This is a genomic window from Vescimonas sanitatis, from assembly GCF_049060325.1.
Lineage (GTDB): Bacteria > Bacillota > Clostridia > Oscillospirales > Oscillospiraceae > Vescimonas > Vescimonas sanitatis.
The window spans coordinates 424905-450838 of record NZ_JBMGPW010000001.1; the positions used below are offsets into that span (position 1 = coordinate 424905).

Annotated in this window: 22 protein-coding genes and 1 pseudogene; 11 read left to right on the plus strand and 12 right to left on the minus strand. The window is 55.5% G+C overall.

Going from position 1 to position 25934, the window contains the following annotated elements; all coding sequences use genetic code 11:
• From ACOMDU_RS02285 to ACOMDU_RS02310, 6 genes are all read left to right on the plus strand, one after another.
• Positions 1-840, plus strand: a complete 840-nt coding sequence (locus ACOMDU_RS02285; protein WP_421128826.1) for a class B sortase — start codon at positions 1-3, stop codon at positions 838-840.
• A gap of 420 nt (positions 841-1260) precedes the next feature.
• Positions 1261-1743: a sigma-70 RNA polymerase sigma factor region 4 domain-containing protein gene (locus ACOMDU_RS02290; RefSeq protein ID WP_136890913.1), complete on the plus strand. Its 483-nt coding sequence runs from the start codon at positions 1261-1263 to the stop codon at positions 1741-1743.
• Between the two features lie 292 nt (positions 1744-2035).
• On the plus strand, positions 2036-2539 hold the full coding sequence (locus ACOMDU_RS13800; protein ID WP_429835579.1) for a DUF6870 family protein: 504 nt from the start codon (positions 2036-2038) through the stop codon (positions 2537-2539).
• Between the two features lie 122 nt (positions 2540-2661).
• Complete coding sequence (locus ACOMDU_RS02300; RefSeq protein ID WP_421128828.1) at positions 2662-4296, plus strand: recombinase family protein; 1635 nt, start codon at positions 2662-2664, stop codon at positions 4294-4296.
• Positions 4297-4298: 2 nt separating this feature from the next.
• A complete protein-coding gene (locus ACOMDU_RS02305; RefSeq protein ID WP_421128829.1) occupies positions 4299-5957 on the plus strand; it encodes a recombinase family protein in 1659 nt (552 codons plus the stop codon).
• A complete protein-coding gene (locus tag ACOMDU_RS02310; RefSeq protein WP_421128830.1) occupies positions 5942-7468 on the plus strand; it encodes a recombinase family protein in 1527 nt (508 codons plus the stop codon). Before ACOMDU_RS02305 ends, ACOMDU_RS02310 begins: the two co-directional genes overlap by 16 nt.
• Positions 7469-7476: 8 nt before the next feature.
• Here ACOMDU_RS02310 and ACOMDU_RS02315 read toward each other — a convergent pair whose 3' ends face one another.
• From ACOMDU_RS02315 to ACOMDU_RS02335, 5 genes are all read right to left on the minus strand, one after another.
• A complete protein-coding gene (locus ACOMDU_RS02315; RefSeq protein ID WP_421128831.1) occupies positions 7477-8622 on the minus strand; it encodes a tyrosine-type recombinase/integrase in 1146 nt (381 codons plus the stop codon).
• Positions 8580-9749, minus strand: coding sequence for a tyrosine-type recombinase/integrase (locus tag ACOMDU_RS02320; protein WP_421128832.1), 1170 nt, complete (start codon positions 9747-9749; stop codon positions 8580-8582). The genes ACOMDU_RS02315 and ACOMDU_RS02320 overlap by 43 nt, the downstream gene beginning before the upstream one ends.
• 192 nt (positions 9750-9941) lie before the next feature.
• On the minus strand, positions 9942-10361 hold the full coding sequence (locus tag ACOMDU_RS02325) for a hypothetical protein (RefSeq protein ID WP_421128833.1): 420 nt from the start codon (positions 10359-10361) through the stop codon (positions 9942-9944).
• A gap of 401 nt (positions 10362-10762) precedes the next feature.
• Positions 10763-11248, minus strand: coding sequence for a helix-turn-helix domain-containing protein (locus ACOMDU_RS02330; RefSeq protein WP_421128834.1), 486 nt, complete (start codon positions 11246-11248; stop codon positions 10763-10765).
• On the minus strand, positions 11209-11424 hold the full coding sequence (locus ACOMDU_RS02335) for a helix-turn-helix transcriptional regulator (RefSeq protein ID WP_421128835.1): 216 nt from the start codon (positions 11422-11424) through the stop codon (positions 11209-11211). Before ACOMDU_RS02335 ends, ACOMDU_RS02330 begins: the two co-directional genes overlap by 40 nt.
• Before the next feature lie 369 nt (positions 11425-11793).
• Between ACOMDU_RS02335 and ACOMDU_RS02340 the strand changes: the two genes are divergently transcribed.
• Entirely contained in the window at positions 11794-12759 is a 966-nt protein-coding gene (locus tag ACOMDU_RS02340) for a DUF6076 domain-containing protein (RefSeq protein WP_421128836.1), read from the plus strand.
• Positions 12760-12809: 50 nt separating this feature from the next.
• On the opposite strand, the gene ACOMDU_RS02345 is transcribed toward ACOMDU_RS02340, so the two are convergent.
• The 3 genes from ACOMDU_RS02345 to ACOMDU_RS02355 form a co-directional block, all read right to left on the minus strand.
• The gene (locus ACOMDU_RS02345; protein WP_421128837.1) at positions 12810-13616 is read right to left on the minus strand and encodes a class B sortase; all 807 of its coding nucleotides are present in this window, start codon (positions 13614-13616) and stop codon (positions 12810-12812) included.
• A 531-nt stretch (positions 13617-14147) separates the two neighbouring features.
• Positions 14148-17267 (minus strand): S-layer homology domain-containing protein, encoded by a 3120-nt coding sequence (locus tag ACOMDU_RS02350; RefSeq protein ID WP_421128838.1) that lies wholly within the window; start codon positions 17265-17267, stop codon positions 14148-14150.
• Between the two features lie 367 nt (positions 17268-17634).
• On the minus strand, positions 17635-18453 hold the full coding sequence (locus tag ACOMDU_RS02355; protein WP_421128839.1) for a tyrosine-type recombinase/integrase: 819 nt from the start codon (positions 18451-18453) through the stop codon (positions 17635-17637).
• Positions 18454-19809: 1356 nt separating this feature from the next.
• Between ACOMDU_RS02355 and ACOMDU_RS13805 the strand changes: the two genes are divergently transcribed.
• Complete coding sequence (locus ACOMDU_RS13805) at positions 19810-20025, plus strand: hypothetical protein (protein WP_476718539.1); 216 nt, start codon at positions 19810-19812, stop codon at positions 20023-20025.
• 27 nt (positions 20026-20052) lie between these two features.
• Here ACOMDU_RS13805 and ACOMDU_RS02365 read toward each other — a convergent pair whose 3' ends face one another.
• Positions 20053-20406, minus strand: coding sequence for a winged helix-turn-helix transcriptional regulator (locus tag ACOMDU_RS02365; protein ID WP_187015899.1), 354 nt, complete (start codon positions 20404-20406; stop codon positions 20053-20055).
• A gap of 154 nt (positions 20407-20560) precedes the next feature.
• Between ACOMDU_RS02365 and ACOMDU_RS02370 the strand changes: the two genes are divergently transcribed.
• The 3 genes from ACOMDU_RS02370 to ACOMDU_RS02380 are packed head-to-tail and all read left to right on the plus strand — an operon-like array spanning position 20561 to position 22687.
• Positions 20561-21064: a flavin reductase family protein gene (locus ACOMDU_RS02370; protein WP_421128840.1), complete on the plus strand. Its 504-nt coding sequence runs from the start codon at positions 20561-20563 to the stop codon at positions 21062-21064.
• A gap of 28 nt (positions 21065-21092) precedes the next feature.
• Positions 21093-21782 carry a radical SAM mobile pair protein A gene (locus tag ACOMDU_RS02375; protein WP_421128841.1) on the plus strand — a complete coding sequence of 230 codons (690 nt, stop codon included), beginning with the start codon at positions 21093-21095 and terminating at the stop codon, positions 21780-21782.
• Positions 21770-22687, plus strand: coding sequence for a radical SAM mobile pair protein B (locus ACOMDU_RS02380; protein WP_337677153.1), 918 nt, complete (start codon positions 21770-21772; stop codon positions 22685-22687). The genes ACOMDU_RS02375 and ACOMDU_RS02380 overlap by 13 nt, the downstream gene beginning before the upstream one ends.
• 421 nt (positions 22688-23108) lie before the next feature.
• On the opposite strand, the pseudogene ACOMDU_RS02385 reads toward ACOMDU_RS02380, so the two are convergent.
• From ACOMDU_RS02385 to ACOMDU_RS02395, 3 genes and pseudogenes are all read right to left on the minus strand, one after another.
• Positions 23109-23276: pseudogene (locus ACOMDU_RS02385) on the minus strand (tyrosine-type recombinase/integrase); the annotation flags it as partial.
• A gap of 130 nt (positions 23277-23406) precedes the next feature.
• Positions 23407-24870 carry a cobyric acid synthase gene (locus ACOMDU_RS02390; RefSeq protein WP_421128843.1) on the minus strand — a complete coding sequence of 488 codons (1464 nt, stop codon included), beginning with the start codon at positions 24868-24870 and terminating at the stop codon, positions 23407-23409.
• Positions 24861-25925, minus strand: a complete 1065-nt coding sequence (locus ACOMDU_RS02395; protein WP_421128844.1) for a pyridoxal phosphate-dependent aminotransferase — start codon at positions 25923-25925, stop codon at positions 24861-24863. Before ACOMDU_RS02395 ends, ACOMDU_RS02390 begins: the two co-directional genes overlap by 10 nt.
• Positions 25926-25934: the final 9 nt, after the last annotated feature.

Genomic DNA, 25934 nt, shown 5'->3' on the forward strand with positions numbered 1-25934 from the left:
ATGAAAAGAATCACAAGAATCATTCGTCCGATCATCTGCATGGCCGTCCTTCTCTTTGCCATGACCACGGCAGTCATGGGCTGCTATCAGAAAGGGACGGAGCCTATCGACATTCCCGACAGAACGCCTTCCGGCACATCTGCGTCTCAGCCAGCAGCGACTCCCGCGGGCGAAGTTATCCCCTCGGTGGACAGGCAGGCAGAGTTGGCGGAAGCCAGAGCGAAGAATCCCGACACCGTGGCATGGCTGTATATTCCCGGTGCGGAGGTAGACGATCCCGTGATGCAGGCGGAGGACAACGGCTATTACCTGAAGCTGGATGAAAACGGCGAGTATGCCATGTGGGGCTGCTATTATGCCCATTGTGAAAACGAAATTGGCGGCAGGGATAAGCTGGACAAAAACACCACCATTTTCGGCCACTCCGCCAGCAACTGCGACCCGGACGGTGTGCGGTTCACCAAGCTCTACCGTTATATGGACGCAGACTTTGTAAAGGAGCATCCGTATATCTATCTCTCTGTGGATGGCGAGGACATGATTTTCCAGATCACCGCGCTATTCGTCACGGATATTGGCTTTGACTATATTGCGCCTGATCCCACGGGAGATGATCTGACCAGCTTCTTTGAGACGATTGCGCGGAAAAACTGGCTTGACTTTGATGGCGTGACCTTCTCCGAGGAAGATACCGTTCTGACCCTCTCCACCTGCTGCCGGAAGTATGACAAGGCCAACAGCGGCAATCAGCGGCTGGTGGTCATGGCGAAGCTGCTGCCGGAGGGGGCAACCGCGCAGGAGTTCAGCGTATCCCTTGTGGATAGTCCTGAAATGCCCTAAAAGAAATCAGAATACGACGATAACAGGACACCCATCCTTGCGGTACTGAAAAGCAGCGTATGGTATAGGGAAAACGGCGGCTGCTCTGTACGGGGCGGCCGTTGTTTTTGCTGTCCCAACATTTTTCAGATGAAAGGGACCTATGCGTATGACAGGAGAGCACAGGAGGTGCCGCTAATGCTGCGGCAACAAGCCGCGCCGGGAGCATAGCCGGACGATACCCGGACACCGTAGGATACCTATGCCCTCCGACAGCCGCCGACAATTTCCATACTGAACCGCACCGAAGCGCCCATGCAGGCTTTTATGCCTGTGTGGGCGCTTTTTGTCGTTCCCGGCACTTTTTCGCCGTGGGCTGCCGCTCCCCGCCGCCCTTCGTTCAGACCTTTTTACCCACTCGGATCTGAACGGAGGAACAAAATGTTTAATAGAAAAAGCATCTATGCGCTGAATAAGAAAGACCCCGATGCCATCGTTTATATGGACGCCAATGAAGTCATCGTCCGCCTGACCCGCGAGGACTTTGCCAGCGAGAAAGAATTTCTGAAATGGAAAGCCCTGTCGGACGAGGACTATCACGCCTCCGAAAAGGAAGCTCACGTCTATGCCAATCACACGCTTGCGTTGGATGAGCTATCCGAGGAAGCGGCCTCCATTCCTGCCGTGGATGTCTGCATGGAGCAGGCGCATGACCGGGCAGAGGCAATCCACCGCAGCGTCAGAAAGGTCACGCAGATTCGGAAGCACCTGACGGATACGCAGTTCCGCAGGGTGTGGATGTATTTCGTGGATGGGATGACGGTTGATGAGATTGGCGCAGCCGAGGGTGTCAGCCATCAGAATATTTCCAAGAGCATCGGCGCGGCGATGAAGAAAATGAAAAAACTTTTCCCTGATTGCTGAAAACAGGGTGCAAAAGTGGCCCAAAATCGGCGATAGGTGAAGGGACATTCTCCACGAAGCCTTTCACCGAACGTTGAAAACTGAATAGACCATGATGCAGGCACAAAACCCGCGTGATAGCGGCATAAGGTGCGCCGCCACGACGATGGCTTCAAGGAGGTGATTCCGGAAAAGCCATCCGAGCGATCTACGCAGCCTTAGACCCGATTCGGCAAATCGGGCGCGATGACAGCGCGGCGGATAATGAAACTTGCTCACGCCCTCCCACAGACTTGAGGGGGAACCCTGCGGTATGCGCCAGCTCTTTGAGGCAGCGGTATCGTGGAGTTATGACAGCCCTGCCAAGGGCGGCCTGCATCATGCCCACTATCCGGGGCGCGTGGCAAATAGGATGGATCTTCTCAAATGGACAAGCAGAGCGGCTGCGCCGGTATTCGCCATTATGTTATGTGGCTCCAATTCTGCCCGCGCAGCCGCCTCTCAAAGTCAGATACCATGCGCTGATGGCCTTTCCCGTCAGCGCATTCATGTGACCTTGAGGAAACCCACCAAACCGAGAAAGGAGATCGCCATGATGCAGCCGACACCAAACGAAACCCAAATCCACACGGATGAACTGGTGGACATCCGGGAAGTATCCGTAGACAAAAATCTTCCCAAGGAAGAACGCATTGCCGCCTTTATTCGCCAGATCAAAAATCCTTACCGCTTCCGCTGCGGCGATTTCGTGGTAAACGCCTGCTTCGCCGGGAACGGTGTTACGTTGGAGGAATGTCTGCAAGGCATTTTGCGCTGAGCGACATCCTCGCTTTTTTCCGCAGAGAGTGCTATGATCGGTGTGGAAAAGGATGAAAACCTAATAGCCAGATAACCACTCTTTTCATGCGGGAGCAGTCCGGGAGAAAGGAGTGCTTTTTCATGCCTAAATTCAAAGCCACCGCTTATATCCGCCTGTCCTACACCGACGATCATTCCAGCGAGAGTGACAGCGTTTCCAATCAGCGCAAGCTCATTGAAAACTTTGTGGAGCACAACCCGGATATTGAGGTCGTTTCCGAAAAGATCGACGATGGATACAGCGGCATCATCTTCGACCGTCCCGCATTCAAGGAAATGATGCAGGATGTCACCGATGGAAATATCAACTGCGTCATTGTAAAAGACCTCTCCCGGCTGGGGCGCGAGTACATTGAAACCGGCCGGTATCTGCGCCGGGTATTCCCGGCCTATGGGGTGCGCTTCATCGCCATCACCGACAGCATCGACACCGCCCACGACAGCGGCGATGATCTGGCCGTATCGGTCAAGAACATTATGAACGAAGCCTACTGCCGGGACATTTCCATCAAGACCCGTTCTTCTCTGGACGTGAAGCGGCGCAACGGCGATTTCGTCGGCGCGTTCCCGGTGTACGGCTACATGAAAGCCGAGGACAATAAAAACCTACTCGTCCCCGATCCCTACGCCGCCCGCGTGGTCTGCGACATTTTCCGTATGCGGCTGGAGGGCGCAAGCGCCTCCAAAATCGCATCGGAGTTGAACCGGCTGGGCATTCTCTCTCCGCTGGCATACAAGAAGAACAACGGTCTGCCCTACGCGAAAAAGGGATACGCAGACAAGGCTGACTGCAAATGGTCGGCTACCACCATTATCCGCATCTTGCAGGACGAAACCTACACCGGAACGCTGGTGCAGGGCAAACAGGGTACGCCGCATTACAAGATCAAGCAGATGGAGCAGCGCCCCGCCTCCGAGTGGGTGCGTGTTCCGGATGCCCACGAAGCATTGATCGCCCGTCAGGATTTTGAGCTGGTGCAGCGCATCAAGGGGCTGGATACCCGCACTTCTCCCAACGAGGACACGGTGTACCTGTTCTCCGGTATCCTGATCTGCGGGTGCTGCGGAAGCCGCATGACCCGCAAGACCAACCGTGCGAACGGCAAGGAGTACCACTACTATTATTGTCCTACCGGCAAGAAAAAGGGCTGCGCCCATCCGGTCATGCTGAAAGAAAGCAGCCTGATCGACTGTGTGCGGGACAGCCTGAAAGCCTATATCGGCAATATTGCTTCTCTGGAGGCGCTGCTGACCGGCATTGACCAGTCCAGCATCAATCAGGCGCTTGCCAAGGAATACAGCGACCACATCACCGACAACGAGCGCCGGTTGGAGCAGGTGCTGGAGTTCAAGGCACGGCTTTATGAGAGCCTTGTGGGAGGTATGCTTACCAAGGAAGAATACGCTTCCTATAAGGCAAAGTACACCAAGCAGGCCGAGGACATCCGCGAGAGCATCCGCGTTCTCAAGGAAAAACTCACGGAGGTTTTGGAAAACCGGAGTGAGCGCAGCCGCTGGATTTCGCAGTTTACGCAGTTCTCCACGCTGGAAACCTTAGACCGCAGGGCGCTCATTCACATGGTACAGAGCATCCGCGTCCGTGGCAAAAAGGAGCTGGATATTACCTTTACCCATGAGGACGAATACAAAAAGGCGTTGCAGCTTTTGGCGCTGGCAGCGCAGCAGAAAGATTACGAACAGAGAAAGGTGGGCTGAGCATGGCGAGAAAAAGCAGGAAAGAAACGGCTGCGGTAGCCGTGCAGGAGGCCGACGCCGCTTGCCGCGCCGCGATCTACGTCCGCCTTTCGGTGGAGGATACCCACACGCACAGCGTATCCATTGAAACCCAGCAGATGATTATTGCCCGCTATCTGGAGCAGTACCCGGAGATCAGCGTATACGATACCTATATCGACAACGGCGCGACCGGGACAAACTTCCACCGTCCGGGCTTTCAGCAGATGCTCTCGGATATTGAGGCCGGTCACGTCAACTGCGTCATTGTGAAAGACCTCTCCCGTTTGGGGCGGAACACCATTGACACCGGCTACTACATCGAGCAGTATTTCCGCATCCGCAGCATCCGCTTTATTGCGGTCAATGAAAACTTCGACACCGCCAACCCGGAAGATGCCCATTCCGGTATCATCATCCCGCTGCGGAACATGATAAACGAAGCCTACGCTTTGGACATTGGGCGCAAGATCAGGGCACAGCAGCGGCAGGCCATGAAGGACGGCAAATTCATCGGTGCGCGTACTCCCTACGGCTACCTGAAAGCGGAGGACGATTGCCACCAGCTTATCATCGACCCCGTTGCCGCCGTCGTGGTGCAGCGGATGTTCCGTTGGGCTTCCGAGGGCGCTGGCCTCAATACCATTGCCGTGCGGCTGAACGAAGCGGGTATTCTCACCCCCAGCCACTACAAGAAGATGCAGGGCAAGATCACCCATGAAAATTTGCTCGGCAGCGGCAAGTGGCAAACCCGAACGGTCGGCGTTATTCTCCGCTCCGAGGTCTACACCGGAGATCTCGTTCAGGGGCAGACCAAAACCGTGGATCACCGGCAGGTCAAGGCCGACGCCGAGGAATGGACGGTGGTGCGGGACACCCATGAGGCCATCATCAGCCGGGAACAGTTCGCGGCGGTGCAGGAAATTCTCAATCAGACCGCCAGCCGCGTCAAGGCGCGGGAGGTCAAAGCCTTCACGCCGAATCATCTCAAAGGCAAGGTGTTCTGCGCCCATTGCGGCGGCAGCCTGCACCGGCAGAGAAACATCCGCAAGAAGTCCGACGATGTGTACTTCTACCATTGTCTGAGCAGGAGCCGAATCAGCAAGGATGCCTGCCCCGGCGTGACCATCCGCGAGGATAGGCTGCTGGATATGTTGGCAGATATGCTTCAGGACGCGCTTGATACGGCGCTGGGGCAATACACCCTCTCCCTTGCAGAGCAGCCCCGGCAGGCCGCTGACTGCGCCGCGCTGCGGGAGAAAATCACCAGCCGTAAGCAGGAAATCCAGCGGCTGCGCGGTATCGTGCGGAGCTTATATGAAAACCTCGTCCAAGGTGTTCTTACCAAGGAGGAATACTTCGACTACAAGGAAAAGTACGAAAGCCGCATTGCCGATCTTGCCGTGGAAATGGAACAGTTGGAGGACGGTCTGCGGACAATGGATGCCCAAACCAAGCAGCACCGGGCGCTGAAACAGGATGCTGCACAGATCAAGGCCGACCGTGCGCTGACCGGTGCGCTCATTGAGCGGCTGATCGACCGCATTGAGGTATCCCACAATAAGCAGATCACGGTGCGCTATCGCTTTCAGAGCGAGTTTGAAACCTATGCGGAGGTGCTGGAACAATGCAGAAATATGTGATCGCCCTCTACATCCGCCTCTCCATTGAGGACTACAAGTACGACAGTCTGAGCATTGAAAATCAGAGCCTTGTCCTCCACGAGTACGCGGCTTCCATGCCCGAAGCCCTGAACGCGGAGATCATGGAGTTCATCGACAACGGGTACAGCGGCACGAATTTTGAGCGTCCGCAAGTACAGAAGCTCATTGGGCTGGTGCGGGCCAATCAGATCGACTGCATCATTGTCAAGGATTTTTCCCGCTTCGGGCGTAACAGCATTGAAACCGGCTACTTCATCGAGCGTGTGTTCCCGCTGTTCCATACCCGCTTCATTTCCATCAGCGACGATTTTGACAGCAGCAAATTCAAGGGTGACACCGGTGGCATGGACGTAGCGTTCAAGTATCTCATCAGCGAATATTACAGCCGCGATATGTCCATTAAAACCAAGAGCGCCAAGTACGCCAAGATGCAGCGCGGCGAGTATCAGAGCAAAATTTGTCCCTACGGCTACCGCAAAAGCGCCGATGGCAGAATGGAGCCTGACCCGGAGGCCGCTACCGTTGTGCAGCTTATCTTCCAGCTTGCCGCCGAGGGGATCAACGCCACCGCTATCACGCGGGAGCTGTTCCGCAGAAGCATCCCCACTCCCGGCCAGTACAAAGCGGCGCACGGCAATCATACCCACGATATTTCCCGCTGTCATGGCATCTGGAGTGCGTCCACCATTCTCCGCATTTTGGAGGACGAACGCTACACCGGCGTGTATGTGATCGGCAAGCGGGCGGTTCTCGAAGTAGGCGGCTCCAGAAGCCGCCTGAAGGACAGAGAATCATGGTACATCATTCCCGACCATCACCCGGCCATCGTTGAGAAAGCCGTGTTTGATACCGTGCAGGCCAGCCAGCTCCGCTTTTCCCAGCCAAACAAGAAAAAGCGGGACTACGCGCTGAAAGGCAAAGCCTTTTGTGGCTGCTGTGGTCATGCGCTGTCCCGTACCATGCAGAAAACCTCGTATTACTACTGCCGCCATTCCGAAGCGGACAAAGAAAGCCGCTGCCACAAGATGCGGCTGAACGCCGCAGAGCTGGAACAGGCGGTATTCCTGACGCTGAAAAAGCAGATGGAGGCCGCCGCGCCGCCTGCCCCGGATGATATGCTTCGGGTGGATGCTTCCGTACCGGAACGCGCCGAATATGAGCAGCAGATTGAGGCGCTGCAAGACGGTAAGTGCGCCTTGTATGAACGCTATCTCATGGGCGAGATTGATCTGAACACCTACAAGGCGGAAAAGGCCGCGTGTGACGAGCTGCTTTTGAAAACAAAAAACGCCTATGCCGCAGTATTGGCACAGGCGAAACAGAAGCAGGACGAACAGGCACGGCAGGACAGCCGCAAGGAAGCGTCCAAGGCGATTTTCGATGCGGACACGCTGACCACCGAGCTGGCCGAGCTGTTGATCGACCGGGTGCTGGTATATCCCGATAAGCGCATCGAGATCGCATACAAAATCCAAGACATTTTCGATTGAGGTGGCAGTCATGAAAATCGCTTTCTATTGCAGAGTGGACGGACAGGGCTTTGGCTTTGTCCTCCCCGATGAAGCTGACAAGCTCCGCGAGTTTTTCGCCGAGCATCAGGATAAGCCTGCGCTTGAAAAGCCATCGAGCGCAAGCTAAAAATTTTTGTCGTGTGCTTGACATACGGGTGGCGGAGATCATGGAAGCGTACCCGCTCACAGCCCGCGTGGTCCAACAGCCTGTGCAGCCGCTGGCGCACCACCGAGGGCAGCAGGGGCGAGTCCTCCTTCTTGGGGGACGGGAACAGCCATCTGGAAACATTCCTTTTCCGGTACTCTCTGAACACCTCCAGCACTTTGGGCGGTAGGAGCAGAGTGCGTACCGCCGCCTTTGTTTTCGGCTCGGTGACCACCACCTCCGAGCCTATGACCACCGCCTGCTTGCTGATTCGCACTTCGCCCGTGGTCAAATTCAGGTCCTCCCATTGCAGGGCCGTCAGCTCGCCCAACCGCAGTCCTGTGGCAAATTCCAGCAGGAACAACTCGTAGTACTTTTCCTCCTTCGCCTGGATCAGCAGCTTTTGCATGGACTCCCGCGAGAGGAGATTCATTTCCCCTTTTTGGGCGGGCGGCAGCTTGCATCCGGACGCCGGGTTCTGTGGAATCAGGTTTTCCGATACTGCCTTTTCCAGTGCCCGCCGGCACAGGCTGTGGATGTTGCGGAGTTGGGAGTCCGCCAGCCCCGTTTTACCGTCCGATTGGTCCGCACGCCCCTCCGTTTTCAGCCAGGCGAAGAACTGCTGCATATCCTTCGCGGTCAGCCTGTTCAGCGGGATATGACCCAGTCCCGGGCTGATGTACAGCCGGAGGTAGCCTTCGTAGATCCGCCGTGTGCTGGGACGGGCGGCGGGTCTGCTGTGCCTCTCATACCAGTGCTCCATCCAATCCCCGAAGGGCATATCCGCCTTGATCCTCGGCGGCGCAGGCGGCGCGAGGGCGTCCTTCAGCGTTTTCAGCTTCTCCACACACTCAGATTTTGTTTTAGCCAGCACATTTTTCGTTTTCGGCAGACCCTTGTCATCGTAGCCGATGACCACACGGCCCTCCCATCGGCCGTCCTTTCTCAGGCGGACAGTTCCTTCTCCATTTTTCCGTTTTCTTCCCACGGTCTCAGCTCCTCTCCGAAAATGTCTGTGAGGAATTCCCCCACGATCTCTGCCGCCCTCTTTTGCATATCGCCGGTGGTGTGGGTGTAGGTATCCAGCGTGAATGCCGCTCTTGTATGGCCAAGGATCCCAGAGAGCGTTTTCACATCCACGCCGGAGGTCAGCGCATGGGTGGCGAAGGTGTGGCGCAGATCATGAAAGCGGATGTCAGGCAGTCCCGCCTGCTCCAGCAGCAGCTTCATGCGCCGGTAGGCGGCGTCCGGGGCAGTCGGCCGCTCCGGGCGGAGCAGGTCCGGGAATATCCAAGCTGTCTTCGCCGCCCGCTTTCTCTCCTTCAGCAGCACCGCAAGGCTGGGCGGCAGGGTGATCGTCCGTGTCCCCGCGTAGGTCTTGGTATCGCCTGTGGTAAGGCCCTTGCCCTTCTCCCGGCGCACCGTGCGGCAGATTTTCAAGGTTCCATTCGCTGCATCGAAGTCCTCCCACCGCAGGCCGCACAACTCGCCCCGGCGCATGCCGGTGGTAAGCTCTGTGTAGAAGAGGTCATGCCATAAGGCGTCCTTCTGAATGGTCTCCAGGAGGCGGTCGACCTGCTCCGCCGTCAGTACCTCCTTTTCCTGATAGCTGAACTTTGGCGGCGTCACCTCCTCCACAGGATTCCTCGGAACGAGCCGCGCCTGTGCCGCTGCTTTCAGGATCCCATGGAGCGTGGTATGGATGCGGCGGACCGTGCCGCTGGCCAGCTTCCGGGACAGCATATCATAAAACCGTTGGATGTCCACTGCTTTGATTTGACTGATCCGCTTCTCTCCGAGGCAGGGACGGATATGGTTCTCGATGTAGCCGCGGTAACCATTCAGGGTACCGGGCCGCACCAGCCCCTCCTTGCTCACCAGCCATTGATCCAGCCACTCGGACAGGGTGAGCCTGCTCTGCTCCGTCAGGTCGACGCCCTGATAGGCGGTGATGCACTTCCGCAGCCTTGCGGTCAGCTCCTTTTGGGTGTCGGCGTAGACATAGCGGAAGATGGAGTCGCCGTTGTCCTTGTGCCCAACTACGATGCGGCCCTCCCATCGGCCATCCTCCCGCTTGCGCACCATGCCGTCACCGGATGGTCTTCGTTTTGCCATGTGGTTTCACCTCCGAGGTTTTTTCTTTGATTAGGCGCAGCAGCTCCTGCGTGGCCTGAGGTTTATTCTGTAAACACACAATACCGAAGACGCGGAGAGAAAGCGAGTGGAATCCCCGGCACCGGCGCAAGTTCTACGAAAGCAACAATCCGACCACGCCATCCTCTCCCGCGATCCGGCTTTACTTCGGACCTAATCAAAATCCGGCAGCATCCGCTGGATGTCCTGAGCATCCTCAAACCTGATCTGCCCGTTGGTGCGCTTGACCTCGTCCGTCACATAGCCGCGCAGGGCGCGGCGGTCCTCCATAGCGTCGCCGAAGTGCGCGGCGATGGTGTGGGCCATGATGCCCTGCTCCACCGCGCACTTGAACAGGAGGCAGTTGGTGCGGTTGGTGCTGTCCGCCACGATCCCGCGCAGCGTCGCTGTCAGCGCGTTGGGGAGGTACTCGCTTGCATCCTCCGCGCCCAGGTAGCCCATGTAGAAGTGCAGCGACTTCTCAATGAACTCGCTGCGGCTTTTACAGTTGGCCTCCTCCAGCCAGCCGTCCATGCGGCGGATCGTCGAGGGTCTGAGCCAAGCGGGGATCCGCGTCTTATTCTCGTGTTCCATATTGATTTCTCCTTTTTCTCTGGTGTGACACCGCGCAAACCCGCACGGTGTCTGGATTTTTCGTCTTTTCGACCACCTGAGACCCGCAAGAAGTCCCAAACCGACCTCGGAGCGGCATCCTCGGAAAGCCCCGCACTGCGGGGCTTTGTGGGCGAGAGGGGTCGCTTTGCGACCACCTCTCTTTATCTTGTGCTTTTATCGAACAGGTGGGTTTCAGCGGAACTCGCCATAGCCAGGGGGAAAGCGGTGAACCCATGCGCCCTGTTCTCCCTTTGCGCTTGTGTCAGAAAAGCAGCAAATTCGGCATCAGCGAGACGGGGGTGGTATCACTACCCTCGGCGTGGGCCGCGCGCTCCCGAAACCCTGCGCGGCCGCGGGTCAGGAGGGCGTATTTTGCCGTTTTACGCGCTCTGCTCTCCCGCTGCTGGAGTGAACGCAGCGCCCAGCTTTTCGGCTCTTGCCTGTGCCCGCTGCCGTTCCATGGCTTGCCCCGCCTTCTCCAGCTGACGCTCATAACAGAGGGCGAGGGCATTCTTGATCGGCAGGATGGTGTACCTGAGACAGCCGTTGCGCTTGAGACCGTCCCTGGTGATGATCTCCGTGCGCTCTGTTCGGATGAGCCCATGCTCCTCCAGCGCAGCAACATACTTTGCCACGGTGTTGACCGAGATACCCAGCTTCCTTGCGATGGTGGGGTAGCTGACGATGCATTGGTAGGTGCGGCGATCCTCAATGCGGAGGAGGTAGGCGTAGATGTTGATCTCCAAGTGGTGCAGTCCCAGATCAAAGACTGCGTTGGGAACGGGAAAGAAATTCTTGATGGTGTCCTTCTTCACATAGGGCGTGTTCAGCATTCCGATGCCCCTTTCGTGTGCGCGGTGATCCATTTCCGCAGTTCCTCCTTCGGAACGACGATGCGCTTGCCGATCCGCAGAGAGGGAAAGTCATCCTCCTGAACGAGTTCATAGACGCTGGAGTCCGAGACTCCCATGAGATCCACCACCTGCTTCACATTCAGCAGCAGGGGCAGTTCATCATAGCTGGTATAAATGCTTTTCTTCAAATCGTGTCCTCCTTGCAGCTTTGTCGGTAGAGCGTATTCAGTTTTTGTCGGTAATGTGTATTTCGATCTCACCCCCCTATGTTTTTTCTCTGCTGTGCGCCGCGCCCTCGCTCCGTTGATGCGCTCCCCCTTCGCGGGATCGTGGCGACACTTCGCCCGGAGCATCCGGGCTGCGGCGGCAGGGATTCACTTTTCAAGGTTCCAAAAATAACGGTTGACATATCTGCCTTAATAGATTAGACTTATTTCATAAAGCCCGTTTCCTGCGTCTACTTCTGGGCATACTATAACATGTCAACACCCCGTTGTCAAGTCTTATTAAACGCTATGTATTTCATCAGTCTAATCTCGTTTTAAGGAGCGTCCATTATGCATACCTACATTTTCAGAACCTACATCGACGGCGGCAGGGAGTACTACGAGTACACCGATGCAGCGGACAGAGAGCAGACCATAAAAAAAGACTTTCCGTTTCCGGAAAGTCTGATGAGTCTGCTGTATATGGATATCTGGGAGCTGGAGCCCATCACCAGGAAGATGGACAGGGCGTTGCTGTCTTTTTATCAGTCCAGGGACAACAACGAACTGCAAACCGTAGTGGCCGGTTTGAATGAACTGGCGCCCCGGCATATCTGCTTTGAGCTGCTGCGGCTGGACTGGCTGGAGCGGCTGGATATGGTAGACAGTACCGCGCCCGGAGATTTTCAGGACTTGCTGCCCCACAAGAAGATTTCCCATCTCTGCAGCAGCATCGACACCATGCAGAAGCAGATCAAGGGGCTGATCGCGCAGGTGCTGGACATGGACGGGGAGAAGAAATCCGTATCCGAGAAGATGGTGGCCTACTACAATGCCGAGGGCGGCGACACATTGTACACTTTCCAGTTCCAGCCACAGCCTGTCAACTTCGAGGTCATCGACAGACGGATCTTTGCTGAGGTGCTATATCCCAAGGACATCTATGACCTCATCGACCACCATATACGGGAGTGCGTGAAGCGTGAGGTGAGGATGCGGGTATGCAAGAACTGCCTGCGCTACTTCGCTGTGACGGGCAAGGCCAGCACGGAGTACTGCGGCCGGGTCTGCGACAGCAAGGGCCGCACCTGCCGGGAGATAGGGGCCATCAACACATGGACGCAGCGCAAGCAGGGCGATGAGGTGTTCAAGGAATATCGCAGGGAGTACAAAAAGCGTTTCGCCCGCATCAACGCAGGCAAGCTGACCAAGAGTGCGTTCTACGCCTGGAGCGAGGAAGCCAGAAGGAAGAAAGAGGATTGCGACAACGGCACGATCACACCGGAGGATTTCTCCCGCTGGCTGAAGGAGTCGTGAGAAGAATATCATCTTTTTCAAGGGGGTTATCGTATTCCGTTTTGGCCTTTTTAAGGCATCTCCGGTTCTGGAGCAAGGCGCACGGTGAAGTCCTGCGCTACAGCACCCTCCGGCAGCAGCTTCGCCATGAGGACGAGCCGCTGGTTGCCGGTATTGTACTCATCGTACTTCCGGCAGCAGGTGGAAAGGGTCAGCACGGTGTCCTCCTCGCCGAAGGTTACACCGTCAAATTCCAGCCAGTTCTTCTTTGCCACCTGCTCAAAGAAGTTTGTCAGCTCCTCGCCTGTGGGATCGGGAGCGATGTAATCAAAGTCAATATCCGTGATGAAGCAGGCTGTGATCTGGAAGACCATGTCCTCGCCTTTCACCGAGAGGTAGACATACGGGTTCTCCTTCACATAGTCCGCATCCATATACCGATGGAGCTTTGTGAGCTTTGGCCCGTCCGGGTCGCAGTTGCTGGCAGAGTGACCGAAGATGACGGTATTCCTGTCCAGCTTGCTCCGGCTGCTCAAACGGTTGTCACAGTGGGCGTAGTAGCAGCCCCATTCGCTGTAGTTCCCGTTCTCGTCCTTTTGCAGGTAGTAAGCGTTGTCCTTCGCCTGCACCACGGGGTCGTCCACCTCGGCACCGGGCATATATAGCCACGCCACGGCGTCGGCGTATTTCTTTCTTGCGTCCTTCAGCTCCTTTTGCCGGTCCACGGTGGGGATGATCTCGCCGGTGGGCTGTGGCTCGGTCACTTCGGGTACGCTGGGATATTCCTCTTTCTGATGGCAAGCGGTGGCACTGATCGCCGTCCCCATCAGCATAATGGCGACGAAGGTGCAAAACAGAAATCGAGTGATCTTTTTCATAGTGTTTTCTCCTGCCGCGTGGGATGGCGGCATGGCTCATGGGTTGTGAATGGCGTACAGAGTTTCCTGTGGCGAAAAGGAAACAGCGCGGAGGCCGGTGCTATTGACCGTCCGCCGCGCTGTCCTTTGCTTTTTGGGGGAGCAGATGACAGTGTAGGAGTATATCCGGCATCTGCTCGTTGCGGGTAAAGAGATATCTGCTGCCAATAGAATCATTCGTGAGAATACAGAAGAGAGAGAACGCTTTCTGCTTTCGAGCAAGATCGAAAGCACAGCACCGCAGAACTTCTGTCATCTTCCCAAGCCGTGCGCAGCGCAAAGGGCTCCGTGATAAACTGAATGTCTGGCAGCATTAGAAAGGTTACGGGGCAAGTCACCGTTAGGTCTGCTGTCAATTGGATCGTTCTGATAAGCAGGACCCGATCGCCTTTCTTAGCCCGCTCTGAAGGTTTTCCATGAAATAGCTTATGCAGATCCATCTCGCTTGCCGCGAGGTGATAGCATTTCAGCGGGTGCATACGTCATCCCTAATTACTTGCTGTGAGCACGGTACAGAAAAGTCACGATTTGTGCGCGGGTGCAGCCCTCGTCAGGACTGAAGGTGGATAGCGTTGTCCCGACCGTGATCTTATGCTTGACCGCCCACAGCACAGCGTCGATATAGTAGGCGTCCGCGGCTACATCGGTAAAGGGATTGGCCGTTTTTGCAGAGGGAGAATTGGCTGCTCTCCACAAGAAGGTCACAATATGTGCGCGGGAGCAGGTCAGCTCGGGGCTGAAGGTCGTTGCGCTCGTGCCAACGGTAATACCGTTCTCCACAGCCCACAGGACGGCCTCGTAATAGTAGCTGCCATTCAGCACATCCTCAAAGGGCATTGCTTCTGTTTTTGGTGTGGGGCTTCCGGCAACTCTCCACAGGAACGTCACAGCCTGCGCACGGGTACAAATGCCATCCGGCGTGAAGTAATTATTACCCGTGCCGGTGGTGATTCCATTTTTAACCGCCCAGTCGACCGCTTCCTCATAGTAGCTGCCCTCCGCTACATCGACGAATACGCCGGTCTGGGGGTTGCCGTTTGCCTTCATAAAGACTACCTCGATGGTGTGATCCTTCGTGACATTCTTGAAGGTGTAGGACTTCACAGAGCCCACGCTCTTACCATCCACCAGCACCTTGGCTACGGCGTAGCCCTTGTCCGGGGTGATGGTGAAGGTCTGATCCCATCCGTGACGGACGGAGGTCCAGCCGGAGGGAGAGATAGAGCCGTTCAAGCCGGAGATCGCCCTGATGGTGTGGTAGGTGTAGCCGCCACCGCCGCCACTGCTGCCACCGCCGCCGATGTAGGTCCAGTGGGCGTACACAGTGGTGTTTTCATAGAATACAGTAGCGGTCGTGATCTTCGTGCCGCCGCTTGCCGCGGTGTACCAGCCGTCAAAGCTGTATCTGCCGCTGTGGGTGGCGGTAGGCAGCTCGGGGAGCTTTTGGTCAATGGTAGTCATGCTGGTAACGGAGGGGGTGCCGCTATTGCCATTGAAGGTGATGGTGTACCGTTGCCCCTGGTGGTTGTTGCACTGCACAAGAACCTCCAGAGGGGTAAGCTCCCCTGCGGGCATCCACTTCCCCACGGCAGAGTTATAGCGCATCTGAATTTTCAGATTGTCCGTGGCTTGGTTGGGTGCCACGCTGTGGGTGATGCCCGTGTCAATGGTGTACTGCTTGCTGTACACCGAGGGGATAAGGGTAAGGGTCGCCTGGCTGGGGTCGTTGGGATCCGGCATAATGGAGACACTGCCGGGGAGGATGCCGTAGTTCTTGAACTGTGTTCTGTCCGTGCTGCACTGCACCCGGACCTGCACCTGCTCCAAGCCGCCGACATTCTCCTCCGTGGGATACGGCGGAGTCTGCAGGTCGTGGCTATTGCACTTCACGTAGATCACCAGAGGGGTAATCTCCTCTGCGGGCATCCACTTCCCCACGGCGGGATCATAGCGCATCTGAATTTTCAGATTGTCCGTGGTTTGGCTGAGATCCACGATGTGGGTGATGCCCGTGTCGGTGCTGTACTGCGTGCTGTACACCGAGGGGATAAGGGTAAGGGTCGCCTGGCTGGGGTTGTTGGGATCCGGCATAATGGAGACACTGCCGGGGAGGATGCCGTAGTTCTTGAACTGTGTTCTGTCCGTGCTGCACTGCACCCGAACCTGCACCTGCTCCAAGCCGCCGACATTCTCCTCCGTGGGATGCGGCGGAGTCTGCGGATGCTGGCCGTCACATTTCACCAAAATGGTCAAATTCGGGAAAGTGCCATCCAGCTCCCACTTGTCGTTGACATACTTCAGAGTAAAAGCTGCGTGGGTGTTCCCCTCCAGCCCTGCCTTTTCGTGCGTTTTTTTGGTGTCCGCATCGTACTTGTCCTTGTAAGCGGACAAATTGATCTTGACGATGGCCTTCAAAACACCGTTGTCCATGTAGGGCGTCGCGTTGCTCAAGTCAAAGCCGCCGGGGATCCTCCCGTATGCTTTGCTGTCGCCGGTTGTTTGGCACTTGACGGTGACAAGGTTTGCGGGAATGTTGAGTCCCGCAAGATCATCTTCTGTGATTGCGGGTGCGGGCACCCAGTTAACCTGAAGGGTACATGTCATCATCAATTTCCCCGTCGTTTCTGGAGTACCATACGTCGCCTGTCTTTCACCGCAGTCATAGAGATAGGTCACAGTAGCGGCATTCTCGTCGACTGTCAGAATATTGCCGTCAACTCTGCCACCCGCCCAATTGCTGGCTTTGCTCACATCAAAGCCGGTAGGCAGTGTGGAGAGATCAAAGGTTCTCGTTGCGGTGGAAACTGTGATGGGATAAGGGAGGTTATCAAATTTTACTTCCATGGTGGAGCCGCTATCCCCTAAGTACATGGAGGTGAGAGGGTTAGTATATACCCACAACCGCTGTAGATTACTATTCTTGCTGGTATCCAAAGTGATCAGTTGGTTACCAAAGAGATGAAGAAACTTCAGTTTTGTATTTTCGCTGACATCTATGTTGGACACGTTGTTTCCGCAGAAATAGAGCTCTTCCAAATTCGTATTATTGGTAAGATCCAAAGAACTCAACTTACTATTGAAGCAGCCGAAATATTTTAGCTCTGTGTTCTTGCTGAGATCTAAGGTTGTTAATTCATTGTCTCCACATTCGAGCGTTTCCAGCGCAGAGTTATTGGTAAGATTCAAATCAGCCAAAGCGTTATCGTTACAGTAGAGAACTTTCAGTTCTGTGTTTTGGCTGACATTCAGAGTGGTTAAGTCTGGGATATAATTACACCTGAGGTATCCCAGCTTCTTATTATGAGAGGTATCCAAGGAGGTCAATTTAGTTCTGCTGCACTCGAGATTTGTCAATGCAGTAAAATACTCAATGCCTTTAAAAGATGTTATGGGTTTCCCTTCCACGGAGATTTCCTTCGCCTCGGCAATCTCATCCGCAGAAAGGGTGTCATCCTTGTTTGTATCAAATTTATCCTTGACATACTGCCGGAAGCCTTCATCCGGGAAGTTTGTTTCGTCAATCACCACATCGTCGGCGGCAAAGGCGGCGGTGGGCAGCAGCGTCAGCACCATGCAGCAGAGCAGCAGGATGCTGAGAAGTCTTTTTCTCATGGTCTTGTTCCTCCGTTTTCTTTGTAATCGGTTAATATGGTCGCTGCAATTCTTCTGTTCCTTAACTCGTCTCCTACGGTCACCCCCTTTTTCCTGCGGTACACTTCCACAGCAACAGAATGGCGATTCTGTTGCATCACTGTGTCCGCTGCCAACAGCGTAGACCCTAAACGGCGGAACAGAGGGTAAAAATGGCGCATAAAATCAGGCCGGGAGAGAAGATTTTTTCATCCGGCCTTGTTGCCGTTATCGTTTTTTGACTTTTTTCGCTGGGTTTTTCAAATTTTTCTTGCTAATGATACTGGGTCTCTGTTATGATGTAGATGTAATAAGGGATTGTTACAACTATTCCGCAACAGAATCGCCATTATGTGAGCAGTGTTCGGCTGACGCGCTCCAGCAGCTTCATGTGCTGCCGTCCGGTTTCCATGGTGTAGATGCGGGTGGTGTTCACGCTGGCGTGGCCGAGGATGTCCGCAAGACGCAGCAGGTCCTTTTCCACGCTGTAAAAAACGCGGGCGAACAGATGCCGCAGAGAATGGGGAAAGACCTTGCGCGGGTCCACCCCCGCCCGCTCACACAGGGCTTTCATGCGCCGCCAGACCGTGCTGCGGTCCAGCGGCGTTTTATTTTTCGAGAGGAACACGCTGCCGGTGGTGACGCCGGCCTTTTTCATATAGCCCAGCAGGAGCCTTCGCAGCGCGGCGGGAATGAGGATCACGCGGGTTTTCCCCTTGTTGCGGACGACGGCGCGACCCTCCCGCACCGCCTCGGCGGTGATGTGCCGCAGCTCGGAGACTCGGATGCCCGTGCCGCAGATGGTCTGCATGACAATGCCGATCTGTGCCCCGCCCGCGGCGCGGACAAGGCGGGCGTATTCCTCGCGGGAGAGCTCCCGTTCCTCGCTCCCGAACAGCGTCCGCTGGACGCGCAGGGGCTTCACGCGGCAGTCGGCGCGGCCGGAAAAGGACAGGTAGCTGTTGATCCCCGCCAGCATGGAGTTGACGCTGGCGGCCTCGTATCGCTCGGTCAGTCCTTCCTTGTAGCAGACGGTCAGCTCCTTGGTGGGCTCGCGCCCGTCCAGCCAGCACAGGAAGGCGCGGGCGTCGCGCAGATACTTTTCTATCGTGGCGGGACTTTTCTCGTTTTCGCGCAGGTGCTTTTCAAAGGCTTGCAGCTCGTTCATGAAATTATCCTCCGTATCATAGCTTTAGAGTTATTGTATGATATGGGGGTGTTCTTTACACGCCACACCCGTCTTTTCTCCAGCTTCGCTCTTCCCGGAAGATATCACGCCGTGCTGGCTGTTTTCTTTGATTATGGCATCCCACCTCATGGGGTGGCCTCGGCGCGGTTTTCATGTTGTTCATCGAGTGGAAAAGCGGGATTCTGAGAATACGACAAAGCCCCGCCGGAATTACTCCGGCGAGGCATTGCCTTTGACCACATAAAATGCCACAGACAGGTGTGGAACACATGGGAGATGTGGGGCACAAGATGTTAGGAAAGGAATTAAAATCGAGAGAAAACCACTGAAAACGGCTAAAAAGTGTAGGAAAAATAATGCGGTAGCTCTTTGTCTATGGCGTAGCAAGATTTGAGCTGCTACGGAGACTTCCGCCGACTACAACGGTATAAAGCGTACCGATTTTCTATCAAAGCGCCGCCGCAAACCGTTGTGACACGTGGCTTTGCGGCGACTTTTCTCAAATTTAGCGTCAAACCGTTCTGGGAACCTCGAAAAAAGCGTCAATTTCCAAACCCCGCAAACCCTTGCGGCAGCTCGCACTGCGGGCTGCTGTGAATAGGCATTGGCGCGAAAAGCGCCAATGCCTTTCTCCTGCTTTCTTTTTCGCCCTCGAAAAAGCCGTGAAAAGCGCAGGAAACGCAGTCATACCAACGTTTCCAGCACATTGTCCACACGGACTTCAACACCTACAGCACAAACGGCCCACGTTCGCTTTCACACCTGAAAGTGGATACACACTCGGCTTACGGAGAAAGATTGCACACAACGGCTTACACGCCGAAACAGGAGGCATTTCGGATGGGGCGCTATCATTACCCTCGACACGTACTGCACGTTCACGAACATCCCCGGGCCGGGTATCAGAACGGCGTGCTTTGCCGCTTTTGGGGCTTGGTCGTGGGTGCTCCCAAAGAACGCAGAGAGCCTGCGGGACAGCGATGCGCTTATGCGCGTCGCTGTCCCGAGGCGTCGCGGCCCCGCTGGGCCGCGTGATCTTTTTACTTTTGTCGAAATTGCGGCTTGTACGCCCTGCGTTCAGTGCTTTCCGCATGTATGGGGCAGGGGTGGTATCACTACCCTCAGCGCGCTTTACGTGCTGCTGAAACGCCGGACGGCCGCTTGTCAAAGTGGCTAATTTGTCATTTTCTGAGGTTGCCGAGCAGCACTCCCTGCGCGGTCACTTTTTCTGCTAATACGCAGATATCCCTGTCGGCAATTTCAGTAGCAAACACTTTTGCGTTATGGTACGATAAGTCCCAAATTCGGACCTTTCGGAGATGAGGGTGAGCCAGAATGACAGAAAAGGAAAAAATGCTGAAGCAAATGCTTCATGACGCGAATGATCTAAAGAGCTATCAGATGATCTGGCTCGGACAAAGGATCTTTGTTATGACTACAACCAACTTTGCCCATCTGATGAAGAAGGAACGCAAAACTGATGAAAAAGTTGGTGGTCGAAGTCAAAGGAGCATTGTGATGAGATTTGTCAAGGGTAAATTACACCAGTAATTTATTGAAATCATTTGTTTTAGAAATTCAAGGGATATATTTTATTCCCCACTGCATAATGGCATAAAATACCGGCAACAAATCTTGCCCTTTCAGTGTTAGGGAGTATTCTACTCGCAACGGCATCTCATTGTACTGGATTCGTTGTATCAAATCATCGGCTTCCAACTCTTTGAGGGCATTTGTCAGCGCCGTATTTGTAATTGGCTTTAGCATCTTTTTCAGTTCCCCAAACCGCATGGGACACTTGATGCATAGTTCATAGAGAATTTGGAGTTTCCATTTGCCCTGCAGCATTTGAACCACCGGCGTGACCGGGCAGTTTCCATCATCGGTTAGAATGACACTGCCAACCTTTTCTTTGAATTCTTCATAAGTCATGATTGGATCTTTCCTCGTCTTTTGCAGTATACTTTTTGATACCAGGTACAAACAATTTGCGTACTTGAACAAAAATTGCTGTCAAGTATAATAAATATATCACTGGTTGGCCATGCAGTCAACGACTGAAATTTCTCAGAAAGGTCTGAATGACATGAAAGAACTGAACATTATGGAGGCTACTGTTCTGACCTCCCCCAATCCGCTGACACTGATCTGCTCTAAAAAGGAGGATGGTTCTACGAACCTGGCTCCCATTTGCTTTGTGTCTTACCTCTCCTTCAATCCGCCCATGGTGGGTTTCGCCACTGGCAAACAGTCCCACACCGGTAAGCAGGTACGGGAGACCGGCAAAGTCATCGTCACTGTTCCCGGTGAGAGTCTGGCAGGCGCAGTAATGGCCTGCGGAGCATCTACCGGTGCCGAGACCGACAAGGTGGCCGCCAACAACATCGAGATGATGACTGTGGAGGGCAGCAACATCCAGATTCCGGCGGACACCCGGCTGGCGATGGTGGCTACCTTGCAGCAGTCGGTGGAGGTGGGCGACCATATCCTGCACATCTGTCAGGTGGACAAGTTCCTGGGCGATGAGGACAAGAAGGGCCTGTATGCCTGGAACGGCTTCGGGAAAGTTGCACCTGCGGTAGAAGGCTAAATCTTAAAATGGTAAGGAGGTGTCAGCGGTGGCTGTTTGTATCAAAGACTGTATTCAGAACATGAATCTGGTGATTGGCTGTACTATTGGTTGCAGCTACTGCTACGCTAGAAACAATGTTCGTCGGTTTCACATGATCGACGACTTTGAAAAGCCGGAGTTTTTTCCCAATAAGCTGCGGCTGATGGAGAAAAAGCGCCCACAGAATTTTCTGCTCACCGGCATGAGTGATTTTGCCCACTGGAATCCGGAATGGCGGAATCAGATATTTTCTAAAATGGCTGAAAACCCACAGCATCAGTATCTGTTTTTGACCAAGCGACCGGAGGATATTGTGTTTTCCACTACCCTGGAGAATGCTTGGTTTGGTGTAACTGTTACCTCCAGCAAGGAAAAGGACCGCATCCAGGCTTTACGGGAGCATATCCATGGCGGACACTATCATGTGACCTTTGAACCTATGTTTGATGATGTTGGCATGGTAGATCTTACCGGCATCGAATGGATCGTCATCGGTACTGAGACCGGACGCAGGAAGGGTAAAACCGTATCCAAACCGGAGTGGGTACGGAATTTGACCGATCAAGCTCACACACTGGGCATCCCTGTATTCATGAAGGAAGATCTACTTCCTATCATGGGAGAGGCACAAATGGTACAGGAATTTCCCCCGGCCTTTTACCGGGTATTGGAGGAACAGAAGACATGGCAGAAGTGAAAGAGAGCAGCATTCTGATTCAGGATGTCGAAACCAAAAATATTATGACAAAATCCACCCTGCCGGTGGGCGGCTATTCCGTCAATCCTTATGTAGGCTGTACCCATGGTTGCAAATACTGCTACGCTTCGTTCATGAAGCGGTTCACCGGCCATACTGAGCCTTGGGGTACTTTTCTGGATGTGAAATATTGGCCGGCAATCAAAAACCCCCGGAAGTACGCCGGACAGCGCGTAGTCATCGGCTCGGTGACCGATGGCTATCTGCCCCAGGAGGCTCAGTTTCAGAACACCCGAAAGCTTCTTGAGCAGCTTCGGGGCAGCGAGGCGGAAATTCTCATCTGTACCAAGTCAGACTTGGTGATCCGTGATATCGACCTTCTGAAAGAACTGGGAAAGGTCACGGTTTCCTGGTCGATCAATACGCTGGACGAGGATTTTAAAAACGATATGGACAATGCCGTCAGCATCAAGCGGCGGCTGGATGCCATGAAGCAGGTTTATGACGCAGGTATCCGCACCGTGTGCTTTATCGCTCCGGTTTTTCCCGGTATCACGGATTTCGAGGCTATCTTCCATCAGGTCAGAAATCAGTGCGACCTGGTGTGGCTGGAAAATCTAAACCTGCGAGGCGGATTCAAAAAAGACATCCTTGACTATATACGTAAAAAACATCCTGACTTGGTTCCGCTGTACGACGCTATCTACAACAAGAGGGACAGAAGCTACTTCCGTGGTTTGGAGGATCAAGCGGAACGGCTGGCGAAAGAAAACAGCTGTCCCTTCGTGGACAACGAGCTACCCTACGGACGAGCAGAGCCTGGGCACCCGGTCATTGTGGATTACTTTTACCATGAGGAAGTGCGTGGCTCGGAAAACACTGGGAAGCGAACTCAAAAAGTATGATCTTAGGGTGCTCTGAAACGTAGTATGGACAATCGACACCCACACTCTAAGTTACGTGTGTCAACGTGATAAAAATTATATTGGACAAACGCTTGACAACTTTTGTTTTGTAATTTCAAAATTTTCTCTGACCCATTTTTGACCCAGAACACGAAAAAAGCTGGCAGGGCTGGACGGAAACAATGGAAAACTCACCGAACGAATGGCGGTAAAAAGCACAAATCGGAGCCGAAACGACTCCGATTTTGCTTTGAGACAACCTACGGACCAGAAGGCCGGGGGTTCGAATCCCTCACGGCGTGCCAAAAAGACCCGAAACCGTAAGGCTTCGGGTCTTTTTGTTTGCATAAGTTGTTGTTTTCTCCCGCTGCTTTTTTCTGACCCAAACGCTGACCCCAACGGGAGTGGGCAGCGGAAACCGTCAGACAGCACGGGAGAGGATGCTCCCCATTGTTTGCGCCGCCTTGAGCTGTGCGTCGGTGGTGACGTGGGCGTAGGTGTCCAGCGTGAAGCCCGCAGAGTAGTGGCCCAGCATTGATGACACCGTTTTCACGTCCACGCCGTTCTGGAGCGCGCAGCAGCAGGTCGTCGGGCCGGGCGGGGATTCCAGCCCCCAGTGCCTCTACATAGCCCCGCAGATGTGCCGGCAGATCTGTTACCCCCAACAGGCGCAGCACGCAGTGCAGCGTTTCCGGTGGTAGACCGTGGAGTTTGTTTCGTTATACTTCCCGGCGCAGCACACGGTAGACGAAGGACATATCCAGTCCGCCGCGCACCACGTCTGCCAGCAGGTCATACTGCCGCTCCTTGTAGCCGCGGGTGTCGAAGGTCGCCAGCGCGTCAAAGGACACGCCTTTTCTGGCGCACAGCGTCCGCAGGATCGTATCGGCGATGCCCGGCGCGTCAAAGATACCGTGGACGTAGCTGCCGTACACGTTTCCGCCGCCGCTGAGGGCGGGCATCTCCTGCCGGCTGCGCCCCATGTGGATCTCGTACCCCTCGTAGGCCAGGCCGTTCAGGGTGGAGAGCAGCCCCTCCACACCGTGAAAGACGCCCTGCGTCTGGGTCTGCACCTTCTCACCACGGAACTCGGTGTCCATGTCCAGCAGCCCCAAGCCGCTGATCTCCGTGACCCCGGCGGCCTCCACCTGCTCGGGGTCGGACACGGTGTGCCCCAGCATCTGGTAGCCGCCGCAGACGCCGAAGATCAGCGTACCGGCGTCTGCCGCTTTCAGGATGGCCGCCTCCAGACCGGACTGCCGCAGCCACCGTAGGTCGGCGATGGTGCTCTTGGTACCCGGCAGCAGGATCATGTCCGGCCGATGCAGGTCGCTCACCTGATCCACATAGCGCAGCGACACGTTCTCGTAATGTTCAAAGGGACTGAAATCCGTGAAATTGGAGATACGCGGCACACGGATCACCGCGATATCCAAGAGTTTCCGCTCCGTGGAGCGGCCGAACCGCTCGGTCAGGCTGTCTTCATCGTCGATGTCCACATGGGTGTAGGGGATGACCCCCGCCACCGGGATGCCGCACAGCTCCTCCAGCGTCTTCAGCCCCGGTTCCAGAATGGCCCGGTCGCCCCGGAATTTGTTGACCACCACGCCCTTGATGCGGCGGCGCTCGTCCTCCTCCAGCAGCGCCACCGTGCCATAGAGCTGGGCGAATACGCCGCCCCGGTCGATGTCGCCTACCAGCAGCACCGGCGCGTCCACCAGCTTGGCAAGACCCATGTTCACAATGTCATCCTGCTTGAGATTGATCTCCGCGGGGCTGCCCGCCCCCTCGATAACGATCACGTCGTACTCTGAGGCCAGACTGTTGTAGGCCTCCAGCACGGCAGGGATGTAGTCCCGCTTGCGGCGGAAATACTCCATGGCCTGCATATTGCCCCGCACTTGGCCGTTTACGATGACCTGACTGCCCACGTCGGTGGTGGGCTTGAGCAGGATGGGATTCATGCGGGTATCCGGCTCGATCCCGGCGGCCTCTGCCTGCACCACCTGCGCCCGGCCCATCTCACCGCCGTCCCTGGTGATGAAGGAGTTTAGCGCCATATTCTGGCTCTTGAACGGTGCCACGCGGTAGCCGTCCTGCTTCAGAACGCGGCAGAGTCCCGCCGCCAGCAGGCTCTTTCCGGCGTTGGACATGGTTCCCTGTATCATAATATTCATAGCCATAGCGATTTCTCCTTGCAGAATTGCCGGATGGCCGTTATCAACGCTTCGTTTTCCTCATGGGGCCGCACGGCGATGCGATACCACCCGTCGTCCAGCCCACTGTAATTCCCGCAGCTCCGGATGGCGATGCCCTGCCGCAGAAGCCCCTCCCGCAAGCCCCGCGGCCCGCGGAACAGCAGGTAGTTGGCTTGGGACGGACACACCCAGAAGCCCAGCGCCGTCAGGTTATCCGTGAGCCAACGCCGCTCCGTGCGGATCAGTTCCCGCGTCCTCCGGAGAAAGCCCTGCTCCGTCAGCGCCGCCACACCGGCGCTCTGCGCCAGCGAGGATACGTTCCACGGCTGGGATGCACTCGCCATGCGGTGCAGCAGCGCGCTGTCGGCGCACAGGCAGTACCCCAGCCGGATGCCCGCCATGCCGTAGCTCTTGGTAAAGGCCTTCAGGATCAGCAGCTCCGGGTGCGCCGCCAAAAGGGCTTTGGCGCTGACACCGTCCTCCGTAAGGTCGAGGAAGCACTCATCCAGAAACACCCGCGCACCCCACGCCGCACAGCCTTGCAGGATCCACTCCAGCAGCGGCAGCGGCAGCAGCCGTCCGGTGGGGTTGTTGGGGTTGCAGAGGAATACCACCTCCGGTTTTTTCTCTTCCAAAAAGGGCAGAAAGCCCTCATCCACATCGAAATTCTCCGCCTGATGCAGAAAATACGGCGTCACGCGGCAGCCCACCTGCGCCAGACCCAGCCCGTACTCGGCAAAGGTAGGCGCAGGCTCCACAGCTGTCCGGGGCCGCAGGGCGGCGCAGTATGTGTAGATCAGGTCTGCCGCGCCGTTTCCGCAGAGAATATAGGACGCCGGCACCTGCTCATGGGTTGCGATGGCCTGCACCAGCCGGCGGCAGTAGGGGTCGGAGTAGCGGTGCAGCTGGGGCAGAGCCCGGCACACCGCCTCCAAAACGCCGGGGGGCGTGCCAAGCGGGTTGGTGTTGGCGGAAAAATCCAGTGTGATACCGCCGCCGTACACGTCACCGCCATGTTGATTTTCCATTTGATACAGCATCTACGTCTC

What these genes read in the sequence shown, in the direction of transcription:
- ACOMDU_RS02285 (WP_421128826.1), top strand. Translation starts at nt 1, where the DNA reads ATGAAAAGAATCACAAGAATCATTCGTCCGATCATCTGCATGGCCGTC.
- ACOMDU_RS02330 (WP_421128834.1), bottom strand. Translation starts at nt 11,248, where the DNA reads ATGGATCACCGCGCACACGAAAGGGGCATCGGAATGCTGAACACGCCC.
- ACOMDU_RS02365 (WP_187015899.1), bottom strand. Translation starts at nt 20,406, where the DNA reads ATGACTTATGAAGAATTCAAAGAAAAGGTTGGCAGTGTCATTCTAACC.
- ACOMDU_RS02310 (WP_421128830.1), top strand. Translation starts at nt 5,942, where the DNA reads ATGCAGAAATATGTGATCGCCCTCTACATCCGCCTCTCCATTGAGGAC.
- ACOMDU_RS02290 (WP_136890913.1), top strand. Translation starts at nt 1,261, where the DNA reads ATGTTTAATAGAAAAAGCATCTATGCGCTGAATAAGAAAGACCCCGAT.
- ACOMDU_RS02300 (WP_421128828.1), top strand. Translation starts at nt 2,662, where the DNA reads ATGCCTAAATTCAAAGCCACCGCTTATATCCGCCTGTCCTACACCGAC.
- ACOMDU_RS02340 (WP_421128836.1), top strand. Translation starts at nt 11,794, where the DNA reads ATGCATACCTACATTTTCAGAACCTACATCGACGGCGGCAGGGAGTAC.
- ACOMDU_RS02395 (WP_421128844.1), bottom strand. Translation starts at nt 25,925, where the DNA reads ATGCTGTATCAAATGGAAAATCAACATGGCGGTGACGTGTACGGCGGC.
- ACOMDU_RS02390 (WP_421128843.1), bottom strand. Translation starts at nt 24,870, where the DNA reads ATGGCTATGAATATTATGATACAGGGAACCATGTCCAACGCCGGAAAG.
- ACOMDU_RS02305 (WP_421128829.1), top strand. Translation starts at nt 4,299, where the DNA reads ATGGCGAGAAAAAGCAGGAAAGAAACGGCTGCGGTAGCCGTGCAGGAG.
- ACOMDU_RS13805 (WP_476718539.1), top strand. Translation starts at nt 19,810, where the DNA reads ATGACAGAAAAGGAAAAAATGCTGAAGCAAATGCTTCATGACGCGAAT.
- ACOMDU_RS02345 (WP_421128837.1), bottom strand. Translation starts at nt 13,616, where the DNA reads ATGAAAAAGATCACTCGATTTCTGTTTTGCACCTTCGTCGCCATTATG.
- ACOMDU_RS02370 (WP_421128840.1), top strand. Translation starts at nt 20,561, where the DNA reads ATGAAAGAACTGAACATTATGGAGGCTACTGTTCTGACCTCCCCCAAT.
- ACOMDU_RS02355 (WP_421128839.1), bottom strand. Translation starts at nt 18,453, where the DNA reads ATGAACGAGCTGCAAGCCTTTGAAAAGCACCTGCGCGAAAACGAGAAA.
- ACOMDU_RS02380 (WP_337677153.1), top strand. Translation starts at nt 21,770, where the DNA reads ATGGCAGAAGTGAAAGAGAGCAGCATTCTGATTCAGGATGTCGAAACC.
- ACOMDU_RS13800 (WP_429835579.1), top strand. Translation starts at nt 2,036, where the DNA reads ATGCGCCAGCTCTTTGAGGCAGCGGTATCGTGGAGTTATGACAGCCCT.
- ACOMDU_RS02320 (WP_421128832.1), bottom strand. Translation starts at nt 9,749, where the DNA reads ATGGCAAAACGAAGACCATCCGGTGACGGCATGGTGCGCAAGCGGGAG.
- ACOMDU_RS02350 (WP_421128838.1), bottom strand. Translation starts at nt 17,267, where the DNA reads ATGAGAAAAAGACTTCTCAGCATCCTGCTGCTCTGCTGCATGGTGCTG.
- ACOMDU_RS02325 (WP_421128833.1), bottom strand. Translation starts at nt 10,361, where the DNA reads ATGGAACACGAGAATAAGACGCGGATCCCCGCTTGGCTCAGACCCTCG.